Origin of the sequence: Paucibacter sp. JuS9 (assembly GCF_044043925.2) — a bacterium.
Classification (GTDB): Bacteria; Pseudomonadota; Gammaproteobacteria; order Burkholderiales; family Burkholderiaceae_C; genus JAUASW01.
This window is the reverse complement of the sequence record NZ_CP194172.1, coordinates 2145479-2167263: the sequence shown is the minus strand read 5'-3', so window position 1 is coordinate 2167263 and position 21785 is coordinate 2145479. Positions and strand designations below refer to the sequence as shown.

Below are 21785 nucleotides of genomic sequence, written 5' to 3'. Positions count from 1 at the left end.
TGACTATCATCACGCCTGTCCACAGGCGGATGCATGACAAACCCCAGCAACAATTCAGCAAGGATTGCCCTCGTGACCGGTGCCGGCAGCGGCATCGGCCGGGCCGCGGCCCTGGCCCTGCTGGAGGAGGGGTGGACGGTGGTGCTGGCAGGGCGGCGTTTGCCGGCATTGCAGGAAACGGCCGCGATGGCGCGTGAACCTGCCAAGGCGCTGCCGGTCCGGGCCGACATCAGCCAGCCCGATGACGTGAACCAGGTGTTCACCATGATCGAAACCGAGTTCGGCAGACTGGACCTGCTGTTCAACAATGCTGGCGTGTTTGTTCCGTCGGTACCTATCGATGAACTGCCGGTCGAACATTGGCGGCAGTCGGTCGATGTGAACCTCACCGGTGCCTTTCTCTGCGCCCAGGGCGCCTTCCGCCTGATGAAGAAGCAGTCGCCGCGTGGCGGACGCATCATCAACAATGGCTCGATCTCGGCCCATGCGCCGCGACCCAATTCCGCCCCTTACACCGCCACCAAGCACGCCATCACAGGACTGACAAAGTCGCTCTCGCTCGACGGCCGTGCATTCGACATCGCCTGCGGCCAGCTCGACATCGGCAATGCCCTGACCGAGATGGCCCAGCCCATGACCGAAGGCGTTCGCCAGGCCAATGGCGACATAGCCATCGAACCCACGATGGACGTGGCCCATGTGGCCAGCGCCGTTCTATACATGGCCCAGCTTCCGCTGTCGGCCAATGTGCAATTCATGACCGTGATGGCTTCGGCCATGCCCTTTGTCGGGCGCGGTTGAACCCACTCTTCGCAAGGAAGCTTTGATGTCCGGACTCTTGACCGTCGTGATTCGTGTGCTGCTGGGCCTGTTCACGCTGGTGTTGGTACTGGCGCTCGTGGGCGTGGCCATCGTCACGATGATCGGCCTGATGATCTGGAGCCTCCTGCGCGGCCGCAAGCCTGTGGTCGACATGGCGCGCTTCCGCCGTGCGGGCAAGTTTCGGCCGGGCCAGTCGCGTCGCGCAGAGCCGGCCGGCGAGGTCGTGGACGTCGAGGCGCGCGAGGTCAAGAGCCCGCTGCCACGGCTGGACACCTGATCCGCGCCGCGCTCAGTAGCGCTTGCTGCCCAGCTCCTGCAGGATCTCGCCGTAGATGCGGTACCGCGAGGCATTGATCTGGCCTGCGTCCACCGCCTCGCGAACACCGCAGCCGGGCTCGTGCTGGTGCGTGCAGTTGTAGAAGCGGCAGTGGTCCGCATGCGCGCGCAGGTCGGGCATCAGCAAGGGCAACTGCATGGGCTCGATCTGCTGCAAGCCAAATTCCTGAAAGCCTGGTGAATCGATCAGCGCTGTTTGGCGTTCCGAATCGACCCAGTACCACTGCGTCGTGGTCGTCGTGTGGCGGCCCGAGTTCAGTGCCACCGAGATATCGCCGATCTGTGCCTGAGCGTTCGGTATCAAGAGATTGATCAGCGTGCTCTTGCCGGTGCCGCTGGGGCCCATCACGAAGGTGCGTTTGCCTCGCAGCCAGGGATTGAGAAGTGCGGACGAGCCTTCGCGGTCGGCCACGAAGGCGACATCCATCACCTCCAGGCCCATGTCACGATAGGGCTGCAAGCGGGCGCGCGCCGAGGCCACGCCAGGCAGGTCGGTCTTGTTCATTGCAATGCGGGTGCTGATACCGGCGCTTTCAGCGGCTATCAGTGCGCGGGCCAACTGGCTCTCGCTGAACACAGGCTCCACGGCCACCAGCACAAGGAGCTGGTCGACATTGGCGGCAAAGCTCTTGGTCTTCCATTCATCCTGGCGGAACAGCAAGTTGCGCCGTGGCTCCACGGCCTCGATCACGCCTTCGTCGCCGGTCTCGGCCCAGCGGACCATGTCGCCGACCACGCAGTCGCTCTTCTTGCCACGCGGATGGCAGACCCGCCGCTTGCCTTCGCTGTCTTCCACGATGTAGTGGCGGCCATGGCCGCGCACCACGAGTCCCAGATCAAGATTGCCAAATCGGCTCATGCGGATGCCCGCACGTCCGCCCGAAGGGCATCGCGCCCCATCGGGGGGCGGGGAGTGAAACGACCGTGGGGGCTCATGGGAATGCCTCAGGCAGCGCGTCGGCTTGCGCAGCACAGATGAAGTCGTTTGCCGTCAGGCCGCCGGCTGCATGCGTGGTGTAGCTCAGCGTGCAGGCCGAATAGCCAACGTGCATCTCCGGGTGATGGTCCTGGGCATGCGCAATCTCGGCAACGGCATTGACGAAGGCCATCACCTGGTAGAAGTTCTCGAAGGCAAAGCGCCGCGCGATCAGCTTGTGCTCGGGGTCGGCGCGCCAGGCCGGCACTTGCGCCAGCCACTCGGCCAGTTGTTCCAGCGGCAGGGTTTCACGCTGAGGCGTGCATTGGGCGAGCAGGAGATTCATGAGGCTTGTTGCAGCGCGGCCAGGCGTTCGCTGGCCGGCGGGTGGGAATAGTAGAAGCGGGCGTAGACCGGATCCGGTGTCAATGTGCCGGCATTGTCCTCGTGCAGCTTCAGGAGCGCCGCCGCCAGGTCCTCACCACTGCTTTGAGCGCGGGCATAGGCATCGGCCTCGAACTCATGCCTGCGCGACAGGTGGCTGCCGATCGGCGTGAAAAAGAAGGCGAACACCGGCAGTGCCAGCATGAAGAGCAGCAGCGCGAGTGCATCGTTTGGCGCGCCCATGCTGGGCTTGACGCCGAGGCCCACGTAGAAGCCCAACTGGCTGGACAGCCAGCCCAGAAGAGCGAAACCCAGGAGGCTCAGGGCGAACATGCTCACCATGCGCTTCTGCACATGGCGATGCTTGAAATGGCCCAGTTCGTGAGCGAGCACTGCCTCGATCTCGCCGGGCGCCAGGCGCTCCAGCAAGGTGTCGAAGAAGACCACGCGCTTGGCGGCGCCGAGGCCGGTGAAATAGGCATTGCCGTGGCCCGAGCGGCGGCTCCCGTCCATCACGAACAGGCCCTTGGCCGCGAAGCCGCAGCGCTTCATCAAGGCTTCGACGCGGTTCTTGACGCCTTCATCGGCGAGGGGCTCGAACTTGTTGAACATCGGTGCGATAACGGTTGGGTAGAGCACCATGATCAGGAGGTTGAAGCCCATCCAGGCGCCCCACGCCCAGAGCCACCACCAGGCGCCAGCGGCGCCCATCAGCCACAGGATCAGGGCCGCAATCGGCAGGCCTATCAGCGCGCCGATGAAGATGCCCTTGATCGCGTCGATGACGTAGAGCCTCAAGGTCATGCGGTTGAAGCCGAACTGTTGCTCGATCCGGAAGGTGTTCCACAGCTCGAAGGGCAGGTCCAGCAGCATGCCGATCAGTGCAAAGGCGGCCAGCAGGCTCAATTGATAGCCCATCATGCCGAGCGGCTCGGCGGTGAGGCCGTAGATCCAGCCGTTCAAGGCGTCGAGCCCGCCCAGCAGCGTCCAGCCCAGCAGCAGGGCGCTTTCGAACGCCAACGCCAGCAGTCCGAATCGGCCCTTTGCCACCGTGTAGTCAGCCGCCTTCTCATGCGCAGCCAAGGGCACGCTGGCCGCGAAAGCAGCTGGCACTTGCCCACGATGCGCCATCACATGGCGCATCTGACGACTGCTCAGCCAGAACTTCGTGGCGAGGCTCACGATGAGCGCCAACGCGAACAAGACGCTCAGCAGTGGTGCGGACAGGGGAGGTAGAAATGCGCTGGTCGACATGGGCGAAGTGTAGGGCTGCCACAATAGAGACCGTTCAAGAACCGAAGGAAGCCCCATGAGCAGCAGCCCGGACATGCCGAGCGCAGCCCCCACGCTGGCCATCAGCGATACCAACCTGATCTGGATCGATCTGGAGATGACCGGCCTCTATCCGGACACCGACCGCATCATCGAGATCGCCGTCGTGGTCACCGATGCGAACCTGAACGTGCGCATCGAAGGCCCGGTGTTCGCCATCCACCAGAGCGATGAAACCCTGGACAAGATGGACGCCTGGAACAAGGGCACGCACGGCCGCAGCGGCCTGATCGACCGCGTCAAGGCCTCGACCATCACTGAGGATGAGGCCGTGGCCCAGACCATCGCCTTCCTGAAGCAGTACGTGCCGGCCAACAAGTCGCCGATGTGCGGCAACAGCATCTGCCAGGACCGCCGGTTCCTGGCCAATTACATGCCCAAGCTGGAAGAGTTCTTCCACTACCGCAATCTCGACGTCACCACTTTGAAAGAACTGGCCAAGCGCTGGAAGCCGGCGATCCTGGACGGCTTCAAGAAGGCGCAGGCGCACACCGCGATGGCTGACATTCACGAGTCCATCGAAGAGCTGGCGTACTACCGCGAGCATCTCCTGAGCCTCTGAAGACGCTGCGGTCCATCAAGCCATGAGCGAGCTGCACCGTCCGGAGGATCTCTGGGCGGCATTCGATTTCCCACGCCATCCGCTGGCCCGCGAGGACGGCGAGCGCATGCGCGGCGCTTTCTATGCGCCGCCTGCGCGCCGGCTGCGTGCCGAGCGGCTGGACCAGGTGGCTGGCGTGCTGGCAGAGGCTCATGCGGCAGCGCGCGCCGGTGCCTGGGTGCTGGGAGGCCTTCGCTATGAGGCTGCGCCGGCTTTCGATGCGGCGCTGCAAGTTCGATCCAGCGACCAGGCTTTGGCCGAGTTCGCCGTCTATCTCGATGAGCCGCAAGCCTGGCCCCAAGCCAATGCTGAAGGCACCGGCGTGCTGGGCTGGCATGACAGCCAGGGCGATGCCGATGAGGCGGCGCAGATCGAGCGCATCCGCGAATACATCCGCTCGGGTGATTGCTACCAGGTCAACCTGACCACGCGTATTCATGCCAAGGCTGCCGCGCCCGATCTGGGCCGGGCTTTCCTGGCCTTGCATGCCAGCCAGCCGGGTGGCTTCTCGATCTTCCTGCGCGAAGCGGGCGTGGCGAGTGTGTCGCCGGAGCTCTTCTTCGATTGGCGTGCCTTGCCTGAGGGCCCGCGCACCTGGCTGCTCGCAGCCCAGCCGATGAAGGGCACGGCGCCGCGCGGCCGCGACGTGGTCGAGGATGAGGCGGCTCAAGCCTACTTGCGCACCAGCGAGAAAGAGCGTGCCGAGAACCTGATGATCGTGGACCTCCTGCGCAACGACATGGGTCGCATCGCCTCGCTGGGTTCGGTCCGCGTGCCGCGCTTGTTCGAGCTGCATGCCTTGCCGACAGTCTGGCAGATGACCTCCACGGTCACGGCCGTCAGCCGCCCCGGCACCACGCTGGCCGAGGTGTTTGGCGCCTTGTTTCCTTGTGGCTCGGTCACTGGGGCGCCAAAGATCCGGGCGATGGAAATCATTGCGGAACTGGAGCCCGAGCGGCGCGGCTGGTACTGCGGCGCGCTGGGCCTGATCCAGCCTGGCGGCGTGGCCACTTTCAATGTGCCCATCCGGACGGTGGAGCAGGGCGCAGACGGCGCCTTGCGCTGTGGCATCGGCAGCGCGATCACGCTCGATTCGTCGGCCGACGCCGAGATTGCCGAATGGCGCGCCAAGATGCGGTTCTTGCGTCGCGCCGAAGGGCCGATTGCGGCGCTGGAAACCCTGCGCCTGGAGGAGGGCGAGTTCGTGCGGCTCGCCGCCCATCTGGCACGCCTGCAGCGCACCGCCCATCACTTCGGCATCAAGCTGCAGCCGGCCAAGCTGCGCAGCGCCCTGGCCGAACTCGCCGCTGCTCATCCCACCGGAGCCTGGCGCCTGCGTTTGACCGTCGCCGCGGATGGCCGCCTCAGCACTGATTTGCAGGCCTTGGCTGACACACCGTCGCCAGTGCTTCTCGCCCTCGCGCCGCATGCCATCGACACCGATGGCGCCGCGGCCGAGTTCATTCAACACAAGACCACGCGCCGCGAACTCTACGAAGCCTTCGCTGCGCACAAGCCGGCCGAGGCCTTCGATCTCCTGCTTTGGAATGCTCGCGGCGAACTGACCGAAGGCACGTTTGGCAATATTGCCTTGCTGCTCGATGGCAAGTGGCTGACGCCAACGCTGGCCAGCGGCCTGCTGCCCGGCGTGTTGCGAGAAGAGCTGCTGGCCCAGGGCCGCATCAGCGAAGCGCGCCTGACCGTGGACGATCTTCAGCGGGCCACCGGCCTGGCCTTCTTCAACAGCTTGCGGGGCTGGTGCCCGGCCGAGCTGCTGCCCTCCGACCCTCCCGCTGCGCGTTTCTCGCGCGGCGCCTGACCTGAATTCTTTCCTTCCTCCATGGCTACAACGACCAAGAGCCGCCGCAAGGCGGACGCTGCGCTTTCCGAAGCGCTGACCACGCCCGTGACATCAAGCGACGCCGCGACGCCAGCTGCCGAGCCTGACAGGCAGGCGGCGGAGCATCCGGCCCGCAAGCCAGCTGCCAAGAGGACCGCACGCAAGCCCAAGGCCGCAGCGACCAAGCCGAGCATTCCTTTTGCCGAGCTGCTGGCTGAGCCTCAGGCTGACCTGCCGGCTGAACTGCCTGCACAGACGCTTCCAGCAAGCCACAGCGAAATCTGGCTGAACGATGGCCTTTCCCGCGAGCTCTGCTGGCGCGCCGGCACGGCGGCGCCGCTGGCGCTCTGCGAAGCTGCCGCAGCCCTGTTCGGAGAAGACGGCGCGTTGGACGCAGAGCAAGCGCAGACGCTGGATGGCTTGCTGGCCCTGTCTGCGGAGCTGGGCCATGAACTCCGCGTCGCTCCAGCGGTGTGGGAGCAACTCAGCTTCGCGGCAGATGCACGCGAGCGCGTTCGCCGACTGGAAACCACGCTGGCTGAAGGCGCCGACCTGCATGCGCTGGCTGCCTTGCGCCAGCCTTTGCCCGAGTTCCAATGGGAGGCCGCCCTGTTTGCGCTGTGCGCCGGACGCTCGCTGATTGCGGACGATCTGGGCCTTGGTCATCGCGCTACTGCCCTGGCTGCGCTGCAGCTGTGGCGTCGCTTGTTTGGCCTTGGTAGCGTCGTGCTGCTGGCGCCGCTGGAGCGCCATGCGGCTTGGGTCGGCGATGCTGAGGCCTGGCTGGGCGGCTGGCCGACTGGCCTGCAGCTCCTGGAGCCGGGCGAAGCACCTCTGGCCGATGCAGAACTCTTGATCGTCGATGGCGTTCAATTGCTGGAGGGCCTGCCGCTGGTAGCGACACCGCACCTGCTCTTGCTGGCGGATCGCGAGCTGCTCGGTGAACCGCTGCTGGGCGAACTGGTCGACTGGATCGACAGCAATCGCCGCGGCCCCTTGCGCGTGTGGTGCGACGAGGCCGCTGCGGCCGGCAAGCGGCAGCAACGCGAGCTGCTGCAGACGGTGATGCTGAGCCGCCGCAAGCGCGACCTGCTGCCGCGCCTGCCTGTGGTGTTGGAGCAGGCCTGGTGGTCTGGCGATGCTGTCGAGCTTGATGCGCAAGCGATGGCGCAGCTGCAGCATTTGCAGGAGCGCTGGCAGTCGCAGCGCTACCTGAGCGCTGGTGAGCAACTGCGTCTGATGAGCGCGCTGCAAACCCTGCGACAAGTGGCTCAATCGCCTTCGGCACTGAGCATCAAAGGCCGGCAAGTGCTCGATCTGCTGCCGCAGCTCATTCCTGCCGCAGCCCAGCGCGTTGCGATGTTCGCTCAAGCGGACGCGACCGTGCAGGCGCTTGCTGCGAGATTGCGTGAACAAGGCCTGGCCGTTGCCGAGCTGCTGCTGGCGCAGACGCCCGAGCAGCGCCAGACTCAGGTGGATGCCTGGCGTGGCGATGCACGGCTGGTCCTGGCCGCCTGCGATGCTGCTTGCACTGGCATCGACCTGCAACATGAGCTTGCCGCGCTGATTCACGCCGACCAGCCCTGGAATCCGGCTCAGCGGGTCCTGCGTGCGCGACGTCTGAATGGTGACACCGGTCGCGGGCTGCCGGCCTGGAATCTCCTGATCAAGGGCAGTTTCGATGCGCTGCAGCGCGCCGCCCAAGCCGGGAAAGAACAATTGCCCGCGGCCACGCTGGACTTCGAACTCGGCGCACGGCCATTCCTGGCCGCAGCCGACCTGGTCACGCTGATGGATGCGCTCGCCGGTCAGAATTCACAAAGCAGGGCTTGCTGGTAAAAACCCTAGCGTGCTATAGTCGCGGCTTCGCTGCAGGACACCACGGGGTGAATGCAGCGGGTTCGTACGTCTCCTCTGACCTCGTTCAGGCCGCTTCTCTCCATCTCCGAGAGGTTCACAAGCGCAGCACTGAACACCCTCGGGTTCGGTCGGCGGCGATGCCGTCGCTTTGACTGTTCCCCCGGCGCCGCACCGGCCCCTTGATTCCAATTCAATGAATCAGGCCATCGTCCTTGACGATGACCAGGTGTGCGACGCGAGCTTGTCTCCCAGCGACTTCACTGTTCCTGCCTGCAGCGCCAAAAACAGCTGAGGCCGGAATTGTCTTGCTCGGCTCTCGCCAGGCAAGGCATGGTTTTGTTGAAAGAAAATCGATGTCATTCGAAACACTCGGCCTGCACGAAGCTCTCCTGCGCGCCGTCAAGGAATCCGGTTACGAGACCGCCACCGAAGTGCAAGCCCAGGCGATCCCGCACGGCCTGGCTGGCAAGGACCTGATGGGTTCCTCGCGCACCGGTTCGGGCAAGACCGCCGCCTTCATCCTCCCGGCCCTGCAAAAGGTGCTGGACCACCGCGCCACCGACACCGCCCGTCCGCGTGGCAAGAACTTTGGCCCGCGCGTGCTCGTGCTGGCTCCCACCCGCGAACTGGCACAACAAGTGGCCAAGGCCGCACAGACCTACGGCCGCTACGTGCCGGGCCTGCGCATCTGCACCGTCCTGGGCGGCATGCCCTACCCGCTGCAGATCAAGCAGCTGACCAGCTCGCTTGACATCCTGATCGCCACCCCGGGCCGTCTGATCGACCACCTGCAATCCGGCAAGGCCGTGCTCGAGAACGTGCAGATGCTCGTGCTCGACGAAGCCGACCGCATGCTGGACATGGGCTTCATCGACGACATCAAGATGATCGCCGAGCGCACGCCGGCCGAGCGCCAGACCGTGATGTTCAGCGCCACTTTCGCCGGCCATGTCGGCCGTCTGGCTCAAGACCTGCTGAACGACCCGATCCGTGTCGACGTTGCGTCGCACACCGACACCCACGAGAACATCACCCAGCGCCTGCACTGGGCTGACAACAACCACCACCGCGACCAGCTGCTCGAATCCATCCTGGGCGAGTCGACGCTGGACCAGGCCGTGGTGTTCACGTCCACCCAGCGCGATGCCGACTGGCTGGCCGAGCGCCTGCACGAGATCGGCCACGCTGTCGCTCCGCTGCATGGCGGCATGCCGCAAGGTCGTCGCAATCGCGTGCTGATGGCTCTGCGCCGTCGCGAAGTGCGCGTGCTGGTTGCCACCGACGTGGCCGCCCGCGGTATCGACGTGCCGACAATCACCCACGTGATCAACTACGGCCTGCCCATGAAGGCCGAGGACTACGTGCACCGCATCGGCCGTACCGGCCGTGCCGGTCGCGAAGGCCTGGCCGTGACCATCGCCTGCCGTGACGACGTGTCGATGATCCGCCGCATCCAGCAGTTCACCACCCAGCAGATCCCGGTTGCTCACATCGAAGGCCTTGAGCCCAAGACGCAAGAGCCGCGCATCTTCCCGCCGCGTCCTGGTGGCGAGCGTGGATTCGAAGACCGTGGCCCGCGCCAGGGTTATGCCAACAAGAGCGGCTTCAACAACAAGTTCGGCAGCAAGCCTTTCCATCGCGATGGCGGCCGCCCGTCCTTCAATCGTGACGGTGGCGCGCCGGCTTTCAATCGTGACGGCGGCGGCTATCAAGCCAACCGTGGCGAAGACATGGGTTTCCGCTCGACCGAACCGCGCAGCTTCAGCGGCGACCGCAAGCCCTTCGAGGCGCGCAGCTTCGACCGCGGCCATGACCGTGGCTTCGACAACGGCGGCCAGCAAGACCGTGGCTTTGCTCCGCGTGGTGAGAAGCCTGCATTTGCTCCGCGTGGCGACAAGCCTGCGTTCGGTGGCAAGCCCAGCTTCGGTGCCAAGCCTTCGTTCCAGCGTGAAGGTGGCGATCGCCCGTCCTTCGGCGGTGATCGTCGCGGCCCCGGCGGCCCTGGCAAGCGTCCCGGCCCGCAAGGCGGCGCCCCGCGTCGCGGTGGCTTCGGTCGCTGATCAATTGCTCTAGCGATTGAACCCATGAAGCCCACCTCGGTGGGCTTTTTGCATTCCAATCAGCAGCCATGCCAGAAGCGACCAGAGATACCGGGAAACTGAGCCAGTGGGACGACACCAAAGGCTATGGCTTCATCACGCCTGATGCCGGCGGCCCCAAGCTTTTCGTCCACATCAAGTCTTTTGGCTTGCGTGCGCGCCGCCCGTTTGTCGGCGAGAAGCTGAGCTATCTGCCCGGGCAGGATGCGCAGGGCAAGGCGCGCGCCTTGAAGGTGCACAGCCTTGAGCCCAAGCCGGTCGCGCCCGCGGCGGCGCCAAAGCGCAAGGCCGCGTCCGCCGACAAGGGCGACATCAGCATCGGCCTGGTGCCGGCCTTTGCTTCGCTCTTGCTCTTGTGCCATCTGATGTGGCCTTTGCCCCAGGCAGTGCTGGGTATCTACATGTCGATGAGCATGGCGACCTTCATCGTCTATGCGCTGGACAAGCGTGCCGCTCGTCTTGGTGGCTGGCGCGTGAAGGAGGCGACCTTGCACGGCCTGGCACTGGCATGTGGCTGGCCTGGTGCCATGCTGGCCCAGTCGATCTTGCGACACAAGAGCATCAAGGCCAGTTTCCGGCGCATGTTCTGGCTGACCGTGTTGCTCAATGTTGGTGGCTTCGTCTGGCTGTTCACGCCGCTGGGCATCGGCCCTTGGCAAAGGCTGATGGCATGACGGTGGCATTGCGACCGCTCTGCGCCATCGACGTGCCGGCGGTCTTGAGGCTGCAGGCGCAATGCTATGAAGCGCAGTACCTGGAAAGCTCGCTGGCCTTTGAAGCCAAGCTGGCTGCGGCCGAGCCGCATCAAAGCAGCTGGATCGCAGCCCGTGGGGAAGAGGCGCTCGCCTATGTGGTGGCGCTGCCGGTGTGCATGCAAACGCTGCCCGCGCTCGACGCGCCGAGCATCACGCCGCCCGCGCAGCCTGAGCTGCTCTATCTGCACGACCTGGCCGTGGCACCTGAGGGTCGCGCACTGGGGCTCGGTCGTCGCTTGGCCGAGCAGGTCGAGCAAAGCGCCCGAGCGCTGGGCCTCGAGCGCATTGGCCTCATCGCCGTGCAAGGTTCGCAGGCCTACTGGCAGCGGCAGGGCTTCGTCGCCATCGAGCCACTGCCTGCAGTGCTGGCGGCCAAGCTCGCCAGCTTTGGCTTGGACGCCCGTTGGATGGAGCGTCGGCTGAATTGAACGCCGATTCAGGCCCGGGCCGACAACTCACCCAGTCCCGCGAAGCTGATCGCCACGAGCTGGCCCGGGCGCAGTGGCAAGTTGCCGGTCCAGGAGCCGGTGGTGACCACCGTGCCTGCGGGCACCGTGCGCCCCTCGCGGCAGGCGAAGCGCAGCCAGTGGGGCAGCAGCCAGGCGGGGTCGATCAATGAATGCGAGCCCACGCGGCGCACGGGCTCTGCGTCGCCGATGCAAATCTGGCAGGCCTGCGTCGACCAGTCGCGCTTGGGCTGCAGCGGCAGCCAGGGGCCGAGCAGCAGGGCGGCATGCGATTGCAGATCAGCCTGGCGCAATGAGTCCGGCGCCGCGCTGCCCTCCCGCCAGCGCGAGGCTGTGAGCTCGATGGAGATGGCCATCGCGTCGCAGAGGGCCAGCGCCGCGGCCTGGTCCAGGCCGGCTGCCAGTTCATCATCCACCTGGCGGCCGATCCGGAAAGCAATTTCCGCCTCGGCCCCGCCGTTCGCAAGCCAGAGGCCGCAAACCTCCAGGGACTCCGCCGCCCGGGCCTGCTGCATTCGCGAGCTGGGCAAGGGCGAATGCCCCAGGCGCTGTGGGTCACGCGCCGGGCCGCCGGACTTCCAGGTGCGCGCGGGGTGAGCATCGAGGGTTTCGGCGACAGCATGCTGAACCGCCACGATCTCGCTTGCGTCGGGCAAGGGCCAGGCCGCAGCATCCAAGGCCTCGCGATTGTGATGCGCCTGGAGCAGAGCGTTGGCAAGTGCCGGCATTGCTTGTTGCGTCATCTCAGCTCAGCGCAGTTGCAGTATTTCGCAGCGCTTGCTGTCGCCGGGGTTCGGGTCGGCGCCGAAGGCATCGTTGCTGCAGGCGCTGCCATTCCTGGCTTCGCGATAGACGTAGCGGCCTTGCGCGCCGTAGCGCAGCATGCCGGGGCCCTTGAAGCTGCAATAGCCGCCCTCGCGAGCGCACTGGCTCCAGGGCAGGCCTGAGGCGTTGTTGCCGCCATTGCCACCAGGCGATGCGTCGCTCTTGCGATACGCGCATTGCTTGGCCAGGCCGGGGCTCGGGTCGCCAAATACGCCGTTGTTGCAAGGGATGCCGCCGCTGCCGGCTTGTCTGTCGGCATAGCGGCCATCAGCGCCATAGCGGACCTTGACAGTGCCGCTGCCTCCCGGGACCCGGCAGTAGTCGCCCTCGTTGGCGCAGACCACCCAGTCGCGGTCCCTGTCGCCACCCCACCAGCCGCGGTAGCTGGCGTGCTGTCGCCAGCCCATCGACAGTTCGCAGCGCTTGCGTACACCTTCTTTCGGGTCTGATCCGAAAGCATCGACCGTGCAGGCCTGTGCGTCGCGCACCACCTTGAAGGCATAGCTGCCGGCGGCCCCGAAACGCACCAAGGCTTCACCCTTGATGCGACAGGTCTGGCCTTCCTCGGCGCAGGGGGTCCAGTCGCTCTGTGCCTGGGCCGAACCGAGGGTTGCGAGCCACACGGTGGCGGCAAGGAGTGCTTGGTAGCTTCGTTTCATGGGGTTTCCTTTTGAGGCGATATCGGGTTCGATGCGCCAGCCGGAGCGGGCGCTGAATGCAACGGAGGTGCGAGCACTGGCTGCTCGGGTTGACTCCTGAAATGCGGCGACATGATCTGCACACCGGCAGCGTTGAAGGCATCCTGGATGGCTGCATGCAGCCGGGAGAGCACGGCCACGCGCTCGATCGGCCGGTCGATGCTGACGATCAGCTCGTACTCGACATAAAAATCCGACAAGGCACGCTGAAACACGCGCGGAGCTGGCTCGGCTCGCAGGCCTTCGGTAGCGCGCGCGGCAGATTCGAGCAGTTGGTGCACTTGGCGCCAGGGCGCGTCATAGCCGATAGTGACCTGTGTGGAGAGCAAGGTGCCTTGCGATTCAGCCAGCTTGGAATAGTTGTGGATGGGGCTGGCTATCAGCACCGCATTCGGGATGGTGATTTCCTCGTTGCGCAGATTGAGCAGTTTGGTGGCGAGCGGCGCGACCTCGATCACCACGCCTTCGACACTGCCCACTGCAACGTAGTCGCCCTTGCGCAGCGCACGGGCATAGATCACCAGCAGCCCGCTCATGGCCTGCGTGACGATGCCGGTGGCGCCCAGGGTCACCATCAGGCCGATCAGGACCGACAGCCCCTTGAAGGCATCGGTGTTGGCGCCGGGTAGGTAGGGATAGGCAATGGCGATGCCCAGCACCCAGACGCCGGCACCAACGATGCGTCTAGTGGCCGGCGTGGTCTCGGGATGCAGCAGCGGTACCGAGATGCGGCCCCGCTGCACGGCATCGAAGAAATAGCCCATCGCGTCGGAGACGGCGCGCGTCAGCAGCAGCACCATGGCAATGGTGACCAGGCCCGGCACGCTGCCGGCAACACCTTGCAGCAACCAGTCAAGCCGCTCGGCCCACCAGCGCTGCAGCTCGTGAGCCAACGGTTCGGTCAGCGCAAAAGCGCCGAGCACAAGGCGCAGCCAGGCATAGAGCAGCCCGGCCACCATCAGCCAGTGCACGATCTGCAACAGCCGTTGCACAAGCCGTGCCGCCAGTTCGCGCCAGTCCAGCATTTGCTGGTTGAGGGAGAGGCGGCGGCGCCGCAGTTCGATGGCGCGGGCCATGCGGCCCATCCCGAAGGCCAAGCCCCACAGCAACAGACTAGCTCCAAGGCTGACAAGGCCGGCGCGCGCCAGGCCCTGCCAGAGCAGCGGTCGGTCACGCGTGCGGTGCCAGGCTTCGCGCGCTTCCTCGAGCCGTCCCAGCGTGCGGCGCGTCAGCGCCTCCAGGTTGTCGGTGTGCGCTTCTGCTTCCAGGTCGCCTTCGAGCAACGAGAACAGCAAGTGGTCGCCCAGCAGTATTTGCTGCCCACTGGCATCGCCGAGCTTGAACGGCAGGGCGCGCAATGGTGCATCGAGCTCGGCGGCGGGTAGATTGGCGATGCGCACGAGCGCACGCTCGACGCGGGCCTGCGGTGCCGCACCGGCCAGGCTCGCGCGCAGTACGACGATGTCTCGATTCAGCCAGCGCATGGTGGCTTCGGGCGTGGCTGCTTGCTCTGCCTGCGCCATTGCACAGGCGGTGATTAGCAGGGTCAGCAAAAGGCGAGCGAGTGTCGGCATGTGAAGGTCCTGAGCATGTCGCCGGGGGCGCTGCTTGACAGCGTAGCATCGCAGTGGCCAGGGCAGCGCCAGGCCCTGTCCCTGAAGCAGGCACTGCATCGGTGCGATCAGCGCGCCGCCCGGCCACAAAGCCTTTACATCGGCGTGCTGTAATTTTGGCGTGATCTCCATATTCAATCGCCATGCGCCCGCGGCGCTTACCCTCAAGACCTGGCCCCATCTCATCTGCGCCTTGCTGATGCTCGGTGCGAGCCAAGGTGTGCGAGCACAGAATGCAGACCTTGTCCCGCCAGGCAAGCCGGCTCAGCCGGCCAGTGCCTTGGCCGCCGCAGTGCCAGCCTCGGCGCCGGCCAGCGCGCCGCAATCGATGCCGCGCGTCGAGATCAGCGGCACACCCGAGACCGACGAGAGCAACCGGCGCCGCCAGAACGCCGCCATGTCGATCTATGGCCGCGAGGAGCTGGACCGGCAGGGCGACATCGACGTGACCGACGTGCTCAAGCGACTGCCCGGCGTCTCGATGGACGGTGGTGCGCCGCGTCTGCGCGGCCTGGGCGGCGGCTACACCAAGGTGCTGATCAATGGTGAGGATGCGCCGCCCGGCTTCTCGCTGGACACACTGGCGCCCGGCGATGTGGAACGCATCGAGGTGGTCAAGGGCGCCACGGCCGAGTTTCCGGGCGTGGCTGGCACCATCAATATCGTGCTGCGCGAGCCGCCGAAGTCGCGCTCGCGCGAATGGCGCGGCGGCTTGAACTTCCGTGCGGTACAGCCCGGCGGCAGCCAGGCGTTTCAGTGGGGCGATCGCATTGGCGGCTTCTCCTATGTCGTGCCGGTCAGCGTGGCTCGTTCGGCCCAGGGTACCGAATACCTGAGCGACCGGATCTCGCGCACGCCGGCCGGCGAGGTGCAGGAGCAGGAGATCAGCGGCAAGGATGTGGGCCGCAGCGGCAACGGCCAGATCGCGCCGCGCATGCAGTGGAAGTTCTCCGAGCTGGACACACTGACCGCCGGCGCTTTCCTTCAGCACAACGAGTCGCGCAGCCACAGCCAGCGCGAGTTCACCACCTTGCAGGGCACGCCCTGGCTGACCGCTGGTGATGGCTCGCAATCCGAAGGCGAGAGCGATATCAGCCGCGTCAATGCCCAATGGCAGCGCAAGTTCAAGGAAGGTGGCAAATTCGAGCTGAAGGCCTCCTGGCAAGACACCGAGCGCACCACGCTGGGTCACTACGAATCTCGTCGTTCCGACGGCAGCCGGCCGGTCGTGCGCGACTCGCGCACCGAGTTCGAGGAGTCGCGCACCCTGGTCGGTGCACGCTGGAACCAACCTGTGGGTGAAGCGCACACGCTGGTGGCCGGTATTGATGTCGAAAGCCGCCAGCGCGATGAATTGCGCCGGGTCTGGGACTATGGCATCGAGCGCCTGGACAGCGCCACCGGCATTCCATTCGCTGCCGACATTCAGCAGACAGCGGTCTTCATGCAGGACGAATGGACGCTCACCGAGCGGCTGTCCATGTTGCCCGGCGTGCGCGTGCAGGAAGTGCGCACGCGCAGCGGCGATGGCAGCGGGCCGATCAACAACGTGGCCCGCACCACTTCGCCGGTGCTTCACCTGAACTACCGCTTCGACCCCAAGGGGCGCGACCAGATCCGCGCGGCATTGACGCGCAGCTTCAAGCTGCCCGATCTCAACTCGCTGGTGGCCCGCTATGTGCTCAACGGCAACTACGAACGCAATGAGACCAACACGCCGATCGCGGCCGACCGCGCCGGCAATCCGCTGCTGAAGCCCGAGCTTTCTACCGGTCTGGACCTGGCCTATGAGCATTACCCGAGCGCTGGCGGCGTGTTCAGCGTGGGCATGTTCTACCGGCGCATCGACGGCCTGACCCGCCAGCGCATCAGCCTGGAGGACAACCCGGCGCCGGGCGTGGTCGATGTGCCGCGCTGGGTGTCGCGGCCGGTCAATCTGGCGCGCGCCACCAGCGTGGGGCTGGAGCTGGAAGTCAAGGGCCGCGGCGAAGACTGGCTGCCGATGTTCTTCGCGCGCGGGCGCGAAAGCGGTTTGCAGCTGCGCGCCGCATTCAACTTGTATCGCTCGCGCGTCGAGCAGGTCGAGGGCCCGGACAACCGGCTCGAAGCGCAGCCCCCCTGGCTCGCGAACATGGGCTTCGACTGGCGCATTCCCAGCCATGCAGCCTGGACCGTCGGTGCCAGCCTGGTGATGCAGCCGGGTTACCGCACGATCCAGACGGACCGCCAGATCGCCCGACGCAGTGCCGTGCGCAATATGGATGCCTTCATCTCCTGGCGCATGGACCGGATGACGCAAGTGCGCCTGGGGGTTTCCAATATCCTTGCGGCCGACAATGTGAACGCCAGCAGCGTGACCGATCTCGACGGCTTCTCGGCCGGCAGCAGCACGCGGCGCAACACCTTGCGAGCCATCAACGCGAGTTGGGTGCTGCGCTTCTGATTCCGCGCCGAACGAGACGGGCGGAATTCGTGCCGGGAATCCCGGACAATCCGCCCATCACTGCTTTTTTGATTTCAGCCCCATGAGCGATACCGCCGCCAAGCCCGAACTGCCTGACCACCTGTCCGTGGACCCGCGCAGCCCGCACTACAACGCCGCCATCGTCGAGTTCGATATCGGTATCCGCTTCAATGACAAGGAGCGCTTCGATGTCGAGGAATACTGCATCAGCGAAGGCTGGATCAAGGTGCCCGTGGGCCGCAAGGTCGACCGTCAGGGCCGTCCGCTGACGATCAAGCTCAAGGGCAAGGTCGAGTCCTTCTACAAATAGGCCAGAGGCCTCAGGCCTTCACGGGCATCAGTACGCAGCGCAGCCAGACATTGGTGCCCGGTTCGACCTTGTAGTTCAGCAGGAACTTTTCGGCTGTCGAGTTGCGCTTGACGAAGCGCAGCCCGAGCAGGTTGCCAAAGTCGCCCAGCGGCCGCTTCCAGGCCGTTTCGACGATGCCGTTGAACCAGGTCACCGAGTCTTCGCCTTCCTCGCCCAGCAGGAGCACCACATCATGGCGCTCGGCACTGAAGTCGTCGGCCGCGCTGATCAGCACCTGCAGGCCGCCGTCGCTGATGTTCATCACCAAGCCGGCCGGCGCCTTGTTGAACTCCACCTTGCGGAAGGCCCAATCCGGCAAGAGGCCGCGCTCGTTGGACGGCGAGAAAAAGCTCACGCGCGGATGCTGGCGGTGTTCGGCAAATTCATCGGACATCGGTCGGGCTCCTCTTGGGTCGCGTCGTTGAGCGAATGCTCCATCATCGCCCAGGCGGTGGCCTTGGCAGCGCTCATATCGGGTAAGTCCCAGCGTGGTTCCCGCTTGCGCTGCACAAGTTCTCACTGGAAATCCGCTCGACCCTGATCCTGCGGTGGTGCAAGGTGAGGGGCGCTGGCAACAGCGTTCACGCCGGCGTCATCAGCGCCGGCCACCATGCAGGGCGAATCCACTGCAGGAGTCGCCATGAGCAGCATGCCCCAAGACCTCCGCGCCAGCCTTCGAGTCCGCACGGTCTGGATTTCAGATCTGCACCTGGGCACGCCCGGCTGTCAGGCCGATGCCTTGCTCGACTTCCTGCGCGAAGTCGAATGCGAGACGCTCTATCTGGTGGGCGACATCATCGACGGCTGGCAGTTGCGCCGCAGCTGGTACTGGCCACAAAGTCACAATGACGTGGTGCAGAAAATCCTGCGCAAGGCCCGCAAGGGCACGCGGGTGGTCTTCGTGCCCGGCAACCACGACGAGTTTGCACGCCGCTACGTGGCGCACAACTTCGGCGGCGTCGATGTGGTGGAAGACTGCATCCATGAAACCGCCGATGGCCGCAAGCTCTGGGTCACGCATGGCGACCTGTTCGACGGTGTGATCCAGTGCGCCAAATGGCTGGCGTATGTTGGCGACGCGGCTTATGAGTTCACGCTCAAGGTGAACCGGCACCTGAACCGATTGCGCGGGCGCCTCGGCCTGCCGTACTGGAGCCTTTCGCGCTATCTGAAGCTGAAGGTCAAGCGCGCGGTGAGCTATGTCTCGGATTTCGAGGAAGCCGTGGCCCGCGAGGCGCGCAAGCGCGGCGTGCACGGCGTTGTCTGCGGTCATATCCACCATGCCGAGATCCGCGAGATCGACGGCGTGCTCTATTGCAATGATGGTGATTGGGTGGAGAGCCTCACCGCCCTGGTCGAGCATGCGGAAGGACGGCTGGAGATCCTCGACTACAGCGCCCGCTCCGATGTGCATCGCCTGATCGACAGGGTGAAGAGCGGCCGCGTGCTGGCGCCGGTGGAAGACGCGCTGAGCTAGCTGGTACCGTCAGCGCTGCCGGCGGTACCAGCGGTCCAGTGCCGCTTCGCGTGCCAGCTCGCGCGCCAGGCCCTGCGGCCGCCAGCGCTCATGGCTCATGGCGGCGCGGGCAATGAAGTCGAGCCACACCAGGTGGCGTCGCAGCACGCGCTGCTGGCGGTGCTCGATCAAGGGGTTGAAGATGCCGTAGCGCGAGAACAGCTGGCGCGGATTCTTCTTGATCCACAGCCAGGAGCCCATCTCCAGCGTGAGCGGCAGGAAGGCATGTTCTCCGTGGTCGCGACGACTGGCGAGATACAGGTGATCCCAGAGGTCGCCATGGCATAGGTAGTGGCGGCTCTGCGGCTCCATCATGTAGCGGTGGTGCAGTAGCGTGCTGTCCTGGATCCGTGCCAGCGCGTGCAGCTCGGCAAGATGCTCGATGGGCCTCGCGGTATGAGCAAACGGGAACCAGATGCGGTCAACAAAGCCGAAGCCTGAATGGCAGTCGACCGCGATGCTGAATCGATGCGGCAGCAGTTGCTCCTGCACAAGCTTGCACAGCGCCGCACTTTCCAGCTCCATCGCAGCGCCCTGCGGCCCGCGGTACCAGGGCAGGCGCGCACTGATACGCTGGCCGCCCACCAGGGCCGGCGCGCCAGCCTCCGCCGAGATCGGCGCATTGCGCATCAGGTCGACGCCGTTCGGATTGGCGCGCGTGCCCATCAGGAGGCCGCCGGGGTTGACCAGGGGCATGAAGACAAGCCGCATCGCGCTCAACATGCGATGCAGGCTTTCATCCCAGCGCAGGCGCGGCACCAGGCTGCGCAGAAAGGCCAGCACCACTTCGCTGCCGATGCGCTCCAGCCCGTGCACGCCGCCGAAGTAGCCGACAGCCGGCAGCGATGGGTCGGCATTGCCCAGCGTGAACGCCAGCAGCGGCAGCTCGCGCTCGCCCAGGCTGACCCGACCCAAGTCGTGCATTTGCAGAAGCCCGCCGGCCTGCGAATGCAATTGCAGCAGTTGCTCCAGCTCGGGCAGGGGTTTCAGATCGATGCTCACCTTGGGTTGCCATCGTGCCGCCATCAAGTTGTCATCTGATGACGCGAGCATGACGGCGTCGCATCCACGCATCGAGGCGCCGCCGTGAAGCCTTCATCAACTCATCGCCTGGTCCAGCAGATCGCTGTTGCAGCCGCCTTGATCGGCGGCCTGCGCGAATGCCTGGCCCTGGCCTGGGCGCAGCGCCACCGCCGCCGCGCCTGAGCTGGCGCGGCCCTGCAGCCGCTACCATGCGGGCAGTTCCAATACCGCCCGCTCATGTACGCGAAATTCTTTGGCCTGCAACAGGAGCCGTTCTCTATCGCGCCTGACCCTCGCTACCTCTTCATGAGCGAGCGGCATCGCGATGCCTTGGCGCACCTGCTCTATGGCCTGCATGGTGGCGGCGGCTTCGTGCTGCTGACGGGTGAGATCGGCGCCGGCAAGACCACCGTCTGCCGCTGCTTCCTGGAGCAGATCCCGCAGGGCTGCAACGTCGCCTACATCTTCAACCCCAAGCTCACGGTGCACGAGCTGCTGAAGACGATCTGCGAAGAGTTCCATGTCAAGCATGAGCATCCGGCGGGCGAGGCACAGACAGTCAAGCAGTACATCGATCCGCTCAACGAGTTCCTCTTGCGCACGCATGCGCAGGGCCAGAGCAATGTCCTGATCATCGACGAGGCGCAGAACCTTTCGGCCGAAGTGCTGGAGCAATTGCGCCTCCTGACCAACCTCGAGACCAATGAACGCAAGTTGCTGCAGATCGTCCTGATCGGCCAGCCCGAGCTGCGCGCCATGCTGGCCCGACCCGAGCTGGAGCAGCTCGCGCAGCGGGTGATTGCGCGCTTCCATCTCGAGGCGCTGTCGGAAGCGGAGACAGCGCAGTACATCGAGCACCGCCTCGGCGTGGCAGGCTTCTCCGGGCCCATGCCTTTCGACCGCAAGGCCAGCCGGCGCATCCACCAGCTCACGCGCGGCGTGCCGCGGCGCATCAACCTGCTATGTGATCGCGCCTTGCTGGCGGCCTATGCACTCGGTCGCCACGATGTCGAGCGCAAGACGCTGGACCGCGCAGCTGCGGAAGTGTTTGAGGGTGGCATTCACTCGGCGGCGCAGCGGCGCTGGATCTGGCCGCTGGCGGCGGCCGGTCTGCTGGGCGCGGCGGGCGTGGCGGCCGTCACGGCCACGCGGGGGACGCATGAGGCCGGGCCCATGCCGCCGGCCATCACCGCAGCCGCCAGCGCACCGGTCGCAGCGTCGGCGCCTGCTGTTGGCGCATCGGCTCCCGTGGCTGTCAGCGACGGCCCTGTCGTCGCACTGCGCAGCGAGGCTGAAGCCTGGCGTGCACTGGGCGCAGCCTGGCATCTGGACTGGCCTGCGAACGATCAACCATGCCAGGCCTGGCGGGCGCTGGATCAGCCCGTGCTCTGCTTCAAGAGCAGCGAGGGTGGCCTCGCCCTCTTGCGCCAGCTGGGGCGGCCCGCGGTGTTGACGCTGCATGATGAAGCCGGCCAGCTCAGCTATGTGACCCTGGTCGGCCTGGGCGATGGCCATGCGAGCTTGCGCGCCGGCGAGCAGACCCAGACCGTCAGCCTGCTTGCGCTCAGCAAGCTCTGGCGCGGCGAGTTCGTCACCTTGTGGCGCTCGCCCCCTGGCTATCAACAGGGCAGGGCAGCGGTGAGTGCCGAGCTGTCCGGCTGGCTGGATCAGCAGCTGCTCGCTGTCTTCAAGGAGAAACCGGCCGGCACACAGGCGCCCGATGCTGCGGCCTTGCAGGCCCGTGTCGCCACCTTCCAGCGCTCGCAAGGCCTGCGCAGTGACGGCGTGGCCGGGCCGGTCACCCTGATGCACCTGAGCCGGGCCGCCCGGGCCTTTGACGAGCCGCGCCTGCCGTCCGAGCTGCCACCGAAATAGCAGAGAAGAA

At 65.7% G+C, this 21785-nt stretch carries 20 protein-coding genes; 12 read left to right on the top strand and 8 right to left on the bottom strand.

Features of this window, described 5'->3' with window-relative positions; all coding sequences use genetic code 11:
* The first annotated feature begins 33 nt into the window (after positions 1-33).
* Both ABT392_RS09620 and ABT392_RS09615 read left to right on the top strand, forming a co-directional pair.
* Positions 34-801, top strand: coding sequence for an SDR family oxidoreductase (locus ABT392_RS09620; protein WP_334275643.1), 768 nt, complete (start codon positions 34-36; stop codon positions 799-801).
* Positions 802-826: 25 nt separating this feature from the next.
* Entirely contained in the window at positions 827-1099 is a 273-nt protein-coding gene (locus ABT392_RS09615) for a hypothetical protein (protein ID WP_334275642.1), read from the top strand.
* Between the two features lie 12 nt (positions 1100-1111).
* On the opposite strand, the gene rsgA is transcribed toward ABT392_RS09615, so the two are convergent.
* From rsgA to ABT392_RS09600, 3 genes are all read right to left on the bottom strand, one after another.
* On the bottom strand, positions 1112-2017 hold the full coding sequence (rsgA, locus tag ABT392_RS09610; protein ID WP_395385904.1) for a ribosome small subunit-dependent GTPase A: 906 nt from the start codon (positions 2015-2017) through the stop codon (positions 1112-1114).
* Positions 2018-2090: 73 nt separating this feature from the next.
* Complete coding sequence (locus ABT392_RS09605; protein WP_334275640.1) at positions 2091-2420, bottom strand: 4a-hydroxytetrahydrobiopterin dehydratase; 330 nt, start codon at positions 2418-2420, stop codon at positions 2091-2093.
* On the bottom strand, positions 2417-3712 hold the full coding sequence (locus ABT392_RS09600; RefSeq protein ID WP_395385905.1) for a M48 family metallopeptidase: 1296 nt from the start codon (positions 3710-3712) through the stop codon (positions 2417-2419). The genes ABT392_RS09605 and ABT392_RS09600 overlap by 4 nt, the downstream gene beginning before the upstream one ends.
* Before the next feature lie 55 nt (positions 3713-3767).
* On the opposite strand from ABT392_RS09600, the gene orn reads away from it, so the two are divergent.
* From orn to ABT392_RS09570, 6 genes are all read left to right on the top strand, one after another.
* A complete protein-coding gene (gene orn, locus ABT392_RS09595; protein ID WP_334275639.1) occupies positions 3768-4352 on the top strand; it encodes an oligoribonuclease in 585 nt (194 codons plus the stop codon).
* 22 nt (positions 4353-4374) lie between these two features.
* Positions 4375-6210, top strand: coding sequence for a chorismate-binding protein (locus ABT392_RS09590; RefSeq protein WP_334275638.1), 1836 nt, complete (start codon positions 4375-4377; stop codon positions 6208-6210).
* A gap of 21 nt (positions 6211-6231) precedes the next feature.
* Positions 6232-8070: a helicase-related protein gene (locus ABT392_RS09585; protein ID WP_395385906.1), complete on the top strand. Its 1839-nt coding sequence runs from the start codon at positions 6232-6234 to the stop codon at positions 8068-8070.
* A gap of 374 nt (positions 8071-8444) precedes the next feature.
* Positions 8445-10151 carry a DEAD/DEAH box helicase gene (locus ABT392_RS09580; protein ID WP_395385907.1) on the top strand — a complete coding sequence of 569 codons (1707 nt, stop codon included), beginning with the start codon at positions 8445-8447 and terminating at the stop codon, positions 10149-10151.
* Positions 10152-10219: 68 nt separating this feature from the next.
* Complete coding sequence (locus ABT392_RS09575; RefSeq protein WP_334275635.1) at positions 10220-10864, top strand: cold shock and DUF1294 domain-containing protein; 645 nt, start codon at positions 10220-10222, stop codon at positions 10862-10864.
* On the top strand, positions 10861-11373 hold the full coding sequence (locus ABT392_RS09570) for a GNAT family N-acetyltransferase (protein ID WP_334275634.1): 513 nt from the start codon (positions 10861-10863) through the stop codon (positions 11371-11373). Before ABT392_RS09575 ends, ABT392_RS09570 begins: the two co-directional genes overlap by 4 nt.
* An 8-nt stretch (positions 11374-11381) precedes the next feature.
* On the opposite strand, the gene ABT392_RS09565 is transcribed toward ABT392_RS09570, so the two are convergent.
* Genes ABT392_RS09565 through ABT392_RS09555 form a run of 3 tightly spaced genes read right to left on the bottom strand, consistent with a single transcriptional unit; the run spans position 11382 to position 14680 of the window.
* Positions 11382-12155 (bottom strand): fumarylacetoacetate hydrolase family protein, encoded by a 774-nt coding sequence (locus tag ABT392_RS09565; RefSeq protein WP_334275633.1) that lies wholly within the window; start codon positions 12153-12155, stop codon positions 11382-11384.
* Positions 12156-12161: 6 nt separating this feature from the next.
* A complete protein-coding gene (locus ABT392_RS09560; protein WP_334275632.1) occupies positions 12162-12896 on the bottom strand; it encodes a hypothetical protein in 735 nt (244 codons plus the stop codon).
* Positions 12893-14680: a mechanosensitive ion channel family protein gene (locus ABT392_RS09555; protein WP_464970982.1), complete on the bottom strand. Its 1788-nt coding sequence runs from the start codon at positions 14678-14680 to the stop codon at positions 12893-12895. The genes ABT392_RS09560 and ABT392_RS09555 overlap by 4 nt, the downstream gene beginning before the upstream one ends.
* A gap of 148 nt (positions 14681-14828) precedes the next feature.
* Between ABT392_RS09555 and ABT392_RS09550 the strand changes: the two genes are divergently transcribed.
* Complete coding sequence (locus ABT392_RS09550; protein WP_464970959.1) at positions 14829-16991, top strand: TonB-dependent receptor plug domain-containing protein; 2163 nt, start codon at positions 14829-14831, stop codon at positions 16989-16991.
* Positions 16992-17073: 82 nt separating this feature from the next.
* Positions 17074-17322, top strand: coding sequence for a DUF3297 family protein (locus ABT392_RS09545; protein ID WP_334275629.1), 249 nt, complete (start codon positions 17074-17076; stop codon positions 17320-17322).
* Between the two features lie 10 nt (positions 17323-17332).
* Here ABT392_RS09545 and ABT392_RS09540 read toward each other — a convergent pair whose 3' ends face one another.
* Entirely contained in the window at positions 17333-17755 is a 423-nt protein-coding gene (locus ABT392_RS09540) for a PilZ domain-containing protein (protein WP_334275628.1), read from the bottom strand.
* Positions 17756-18001: 246 nt separating this feature from the next.
* On the opposite strand from ABT392_RS09540, the gene ABT392_RS09535 reads away from it, so the two are divergent.
* On the top strand, positions 18002-18838 hold the full coding sequence (locus tag ABT392_RS09535) for a UDP-2,3-diacylglucosamine diphosphatase (protein ID WP_395385910.1): 837 nt from the start codon (positions 18002-18004) through the stop codon (positions 18836-18838).
* Positions 18839-18847: 9 nt separating this feature from the next.
* Here ABT392_RS09535 and ABT392_RS09530 read toward each other — a convergent pair whose 3' ends face one another.
* Positions 18848-19903, bottom strand: coding sequence for a M14 family zinc carboxypeptidase (locus tag ABT392_RS09530; RefSeq protein WP_395385911.1), 1056 nt, complete (start codon positions 19901-19903; stop codon positions 18848-18850).
* Between the two features lie 234 nt (positions 19904-20137).
* Between ABT392_RS09530 and ABT392_RS09525 the strand changes: the two genes are divergently transcribed.
* The gene (locus ABT392_RS09525) at positions 20138-21775 is read left to right on the top strand and encodes an AAA family ATPase (RefSeq protein ID WP_395385912.1); all 1638 of its coding nucleotides are present in this window, start codon (positions 20138-20140) and stop codon (positions 21773-21775) included.
* Positions 21776-21785: the final 10 nt, after the last annotated feature.

Coding starts and splice junctions, on each gene's coding strand:
- ABT392_RS09620 (WP_334275643.1), top strand. CDS start 34: ATGACAAACCCCAGCAACAATTCAGCAAGGATTGCCCTCGTGACCGGT.
- ABT392_RS09615 (WP_334275642.1), top strand. CDS start 827: ATGTCCGGACTCTTGACCGTCGTGATTCGTGTGCTGCTGGGCCTGTTC.
- rsgA (WP_395385904.1), bottom strand. CDS start 2,017: ATGAGCCGATTTGGCAATCTTGATCTGGGACTCGTGGTGCGCGGCCAT.
- ABT392_RS09605 (WP_334275640.1), bottom strand. CDS start 2,420: ATGAATCTCCTGCTCGCCCAATGCACGCCTCAGCGTGAAACCCTGCCG.
- ABT392_RS09600 (WP_395385905.1), bottom strand. CDS start 3,712: ATGTCGACCAGCGCATTTCTACCTCCCCTGTCCGCACCACTGCTGAGC.
- orn (WP_334275639.1), top strand. CDS start 3,768: ATGAGCAGCAGCCCGGACATGCCGAGCGCAGCCCCCACGCTGGCCATC.
- ABT392_RS09590 (WP_334275638.1), top strand. CDS start 4,375: ATGAGCGAGCTGCACCGTCCGGAGGATCTCTGGGCGGCATTCGATTTC.
- ABT392_RS09585 (WP_395385906.1), top strand. CDS start 6,232: ATGGCTACAACGACCAAGAGCCGCCGCAAGGCGGACGCTGCGCTTTCC.
- ABT392_RS09580 (WP_395385907.1), top strand. CDS start 8,445: ATGTCATTCGAAACACTCGGCCTGCACGAAGCTCTCCTGCGCGCCGTC.
- ABT392_RS09575 (WP_334275635.1), top strand. CDS start 10,220: ATGCCAGAAGCGACCAGAGATACCGGGAAACTGAGCCAGTGGGACGAC.
- ABT392_RS09570 (WP_334275634.1), top strand. CDS start 10,861: ATGACGGTGGCATTGCGACCGCTCTGCGCCATCGACGTGCCGGCGGTC.
- ABT392_RS09565 (WP_334275633.1), bottom strand. CDS start 12,155: ATGACGCAACAAGCAATGCCGGCACTTGCCAACGCTCTGCTCCAGGCG.
- ABT392_RS09560 (WP_334275632.1), bottom strand. CDS start 12,896: ATGAAACGAAGCTACCAAGCACTCCTTGCCGCCACCGTGTGGCTCGCA.
- ABT392_RS09555 (WP_464970982.1), bottom strand. CDS start 14,680: ATGGAGATCACGCCAAAATTACAGCACGCCGATGTAAAGGCTTTGTGG.
- ABT392_RS09545 (WP_334275629.1), top strand. CDS start 17,074: ATGAGCGATACCGCCGCCAAGCCCGAACTGCCTGACCACCTGTCCGTG.
- ABT392_RS09540 (WP_334275628.1), bottom strand. CDS start 17,755: ATGTCCGATGAATTTGCCGAACACCGCCAGCATCCGCGCGTGAGCTTT.
- ABT392_RS09535 (WP_395385910.1), top strand. CDS start 18,002: ATGAGCAGCATGCCCCAAGACCTCCGCGCCAGCCTTCGAGTCCGCACG.
- ABT392_RS09530 (WP_395385911.1), bottom strand. CDS start 19,903: ATGGCGGCACGATGGCAACCCAAGGTGAGCATCGATCTGAAACCCCTG.
- ABT392_RS09525 (WP_395385912.1), top strand. CDS start 20,138: ATGTACGCGAAATTCTTTGGCCTGCAACAGGAGCCGTTCTCTATCGCG.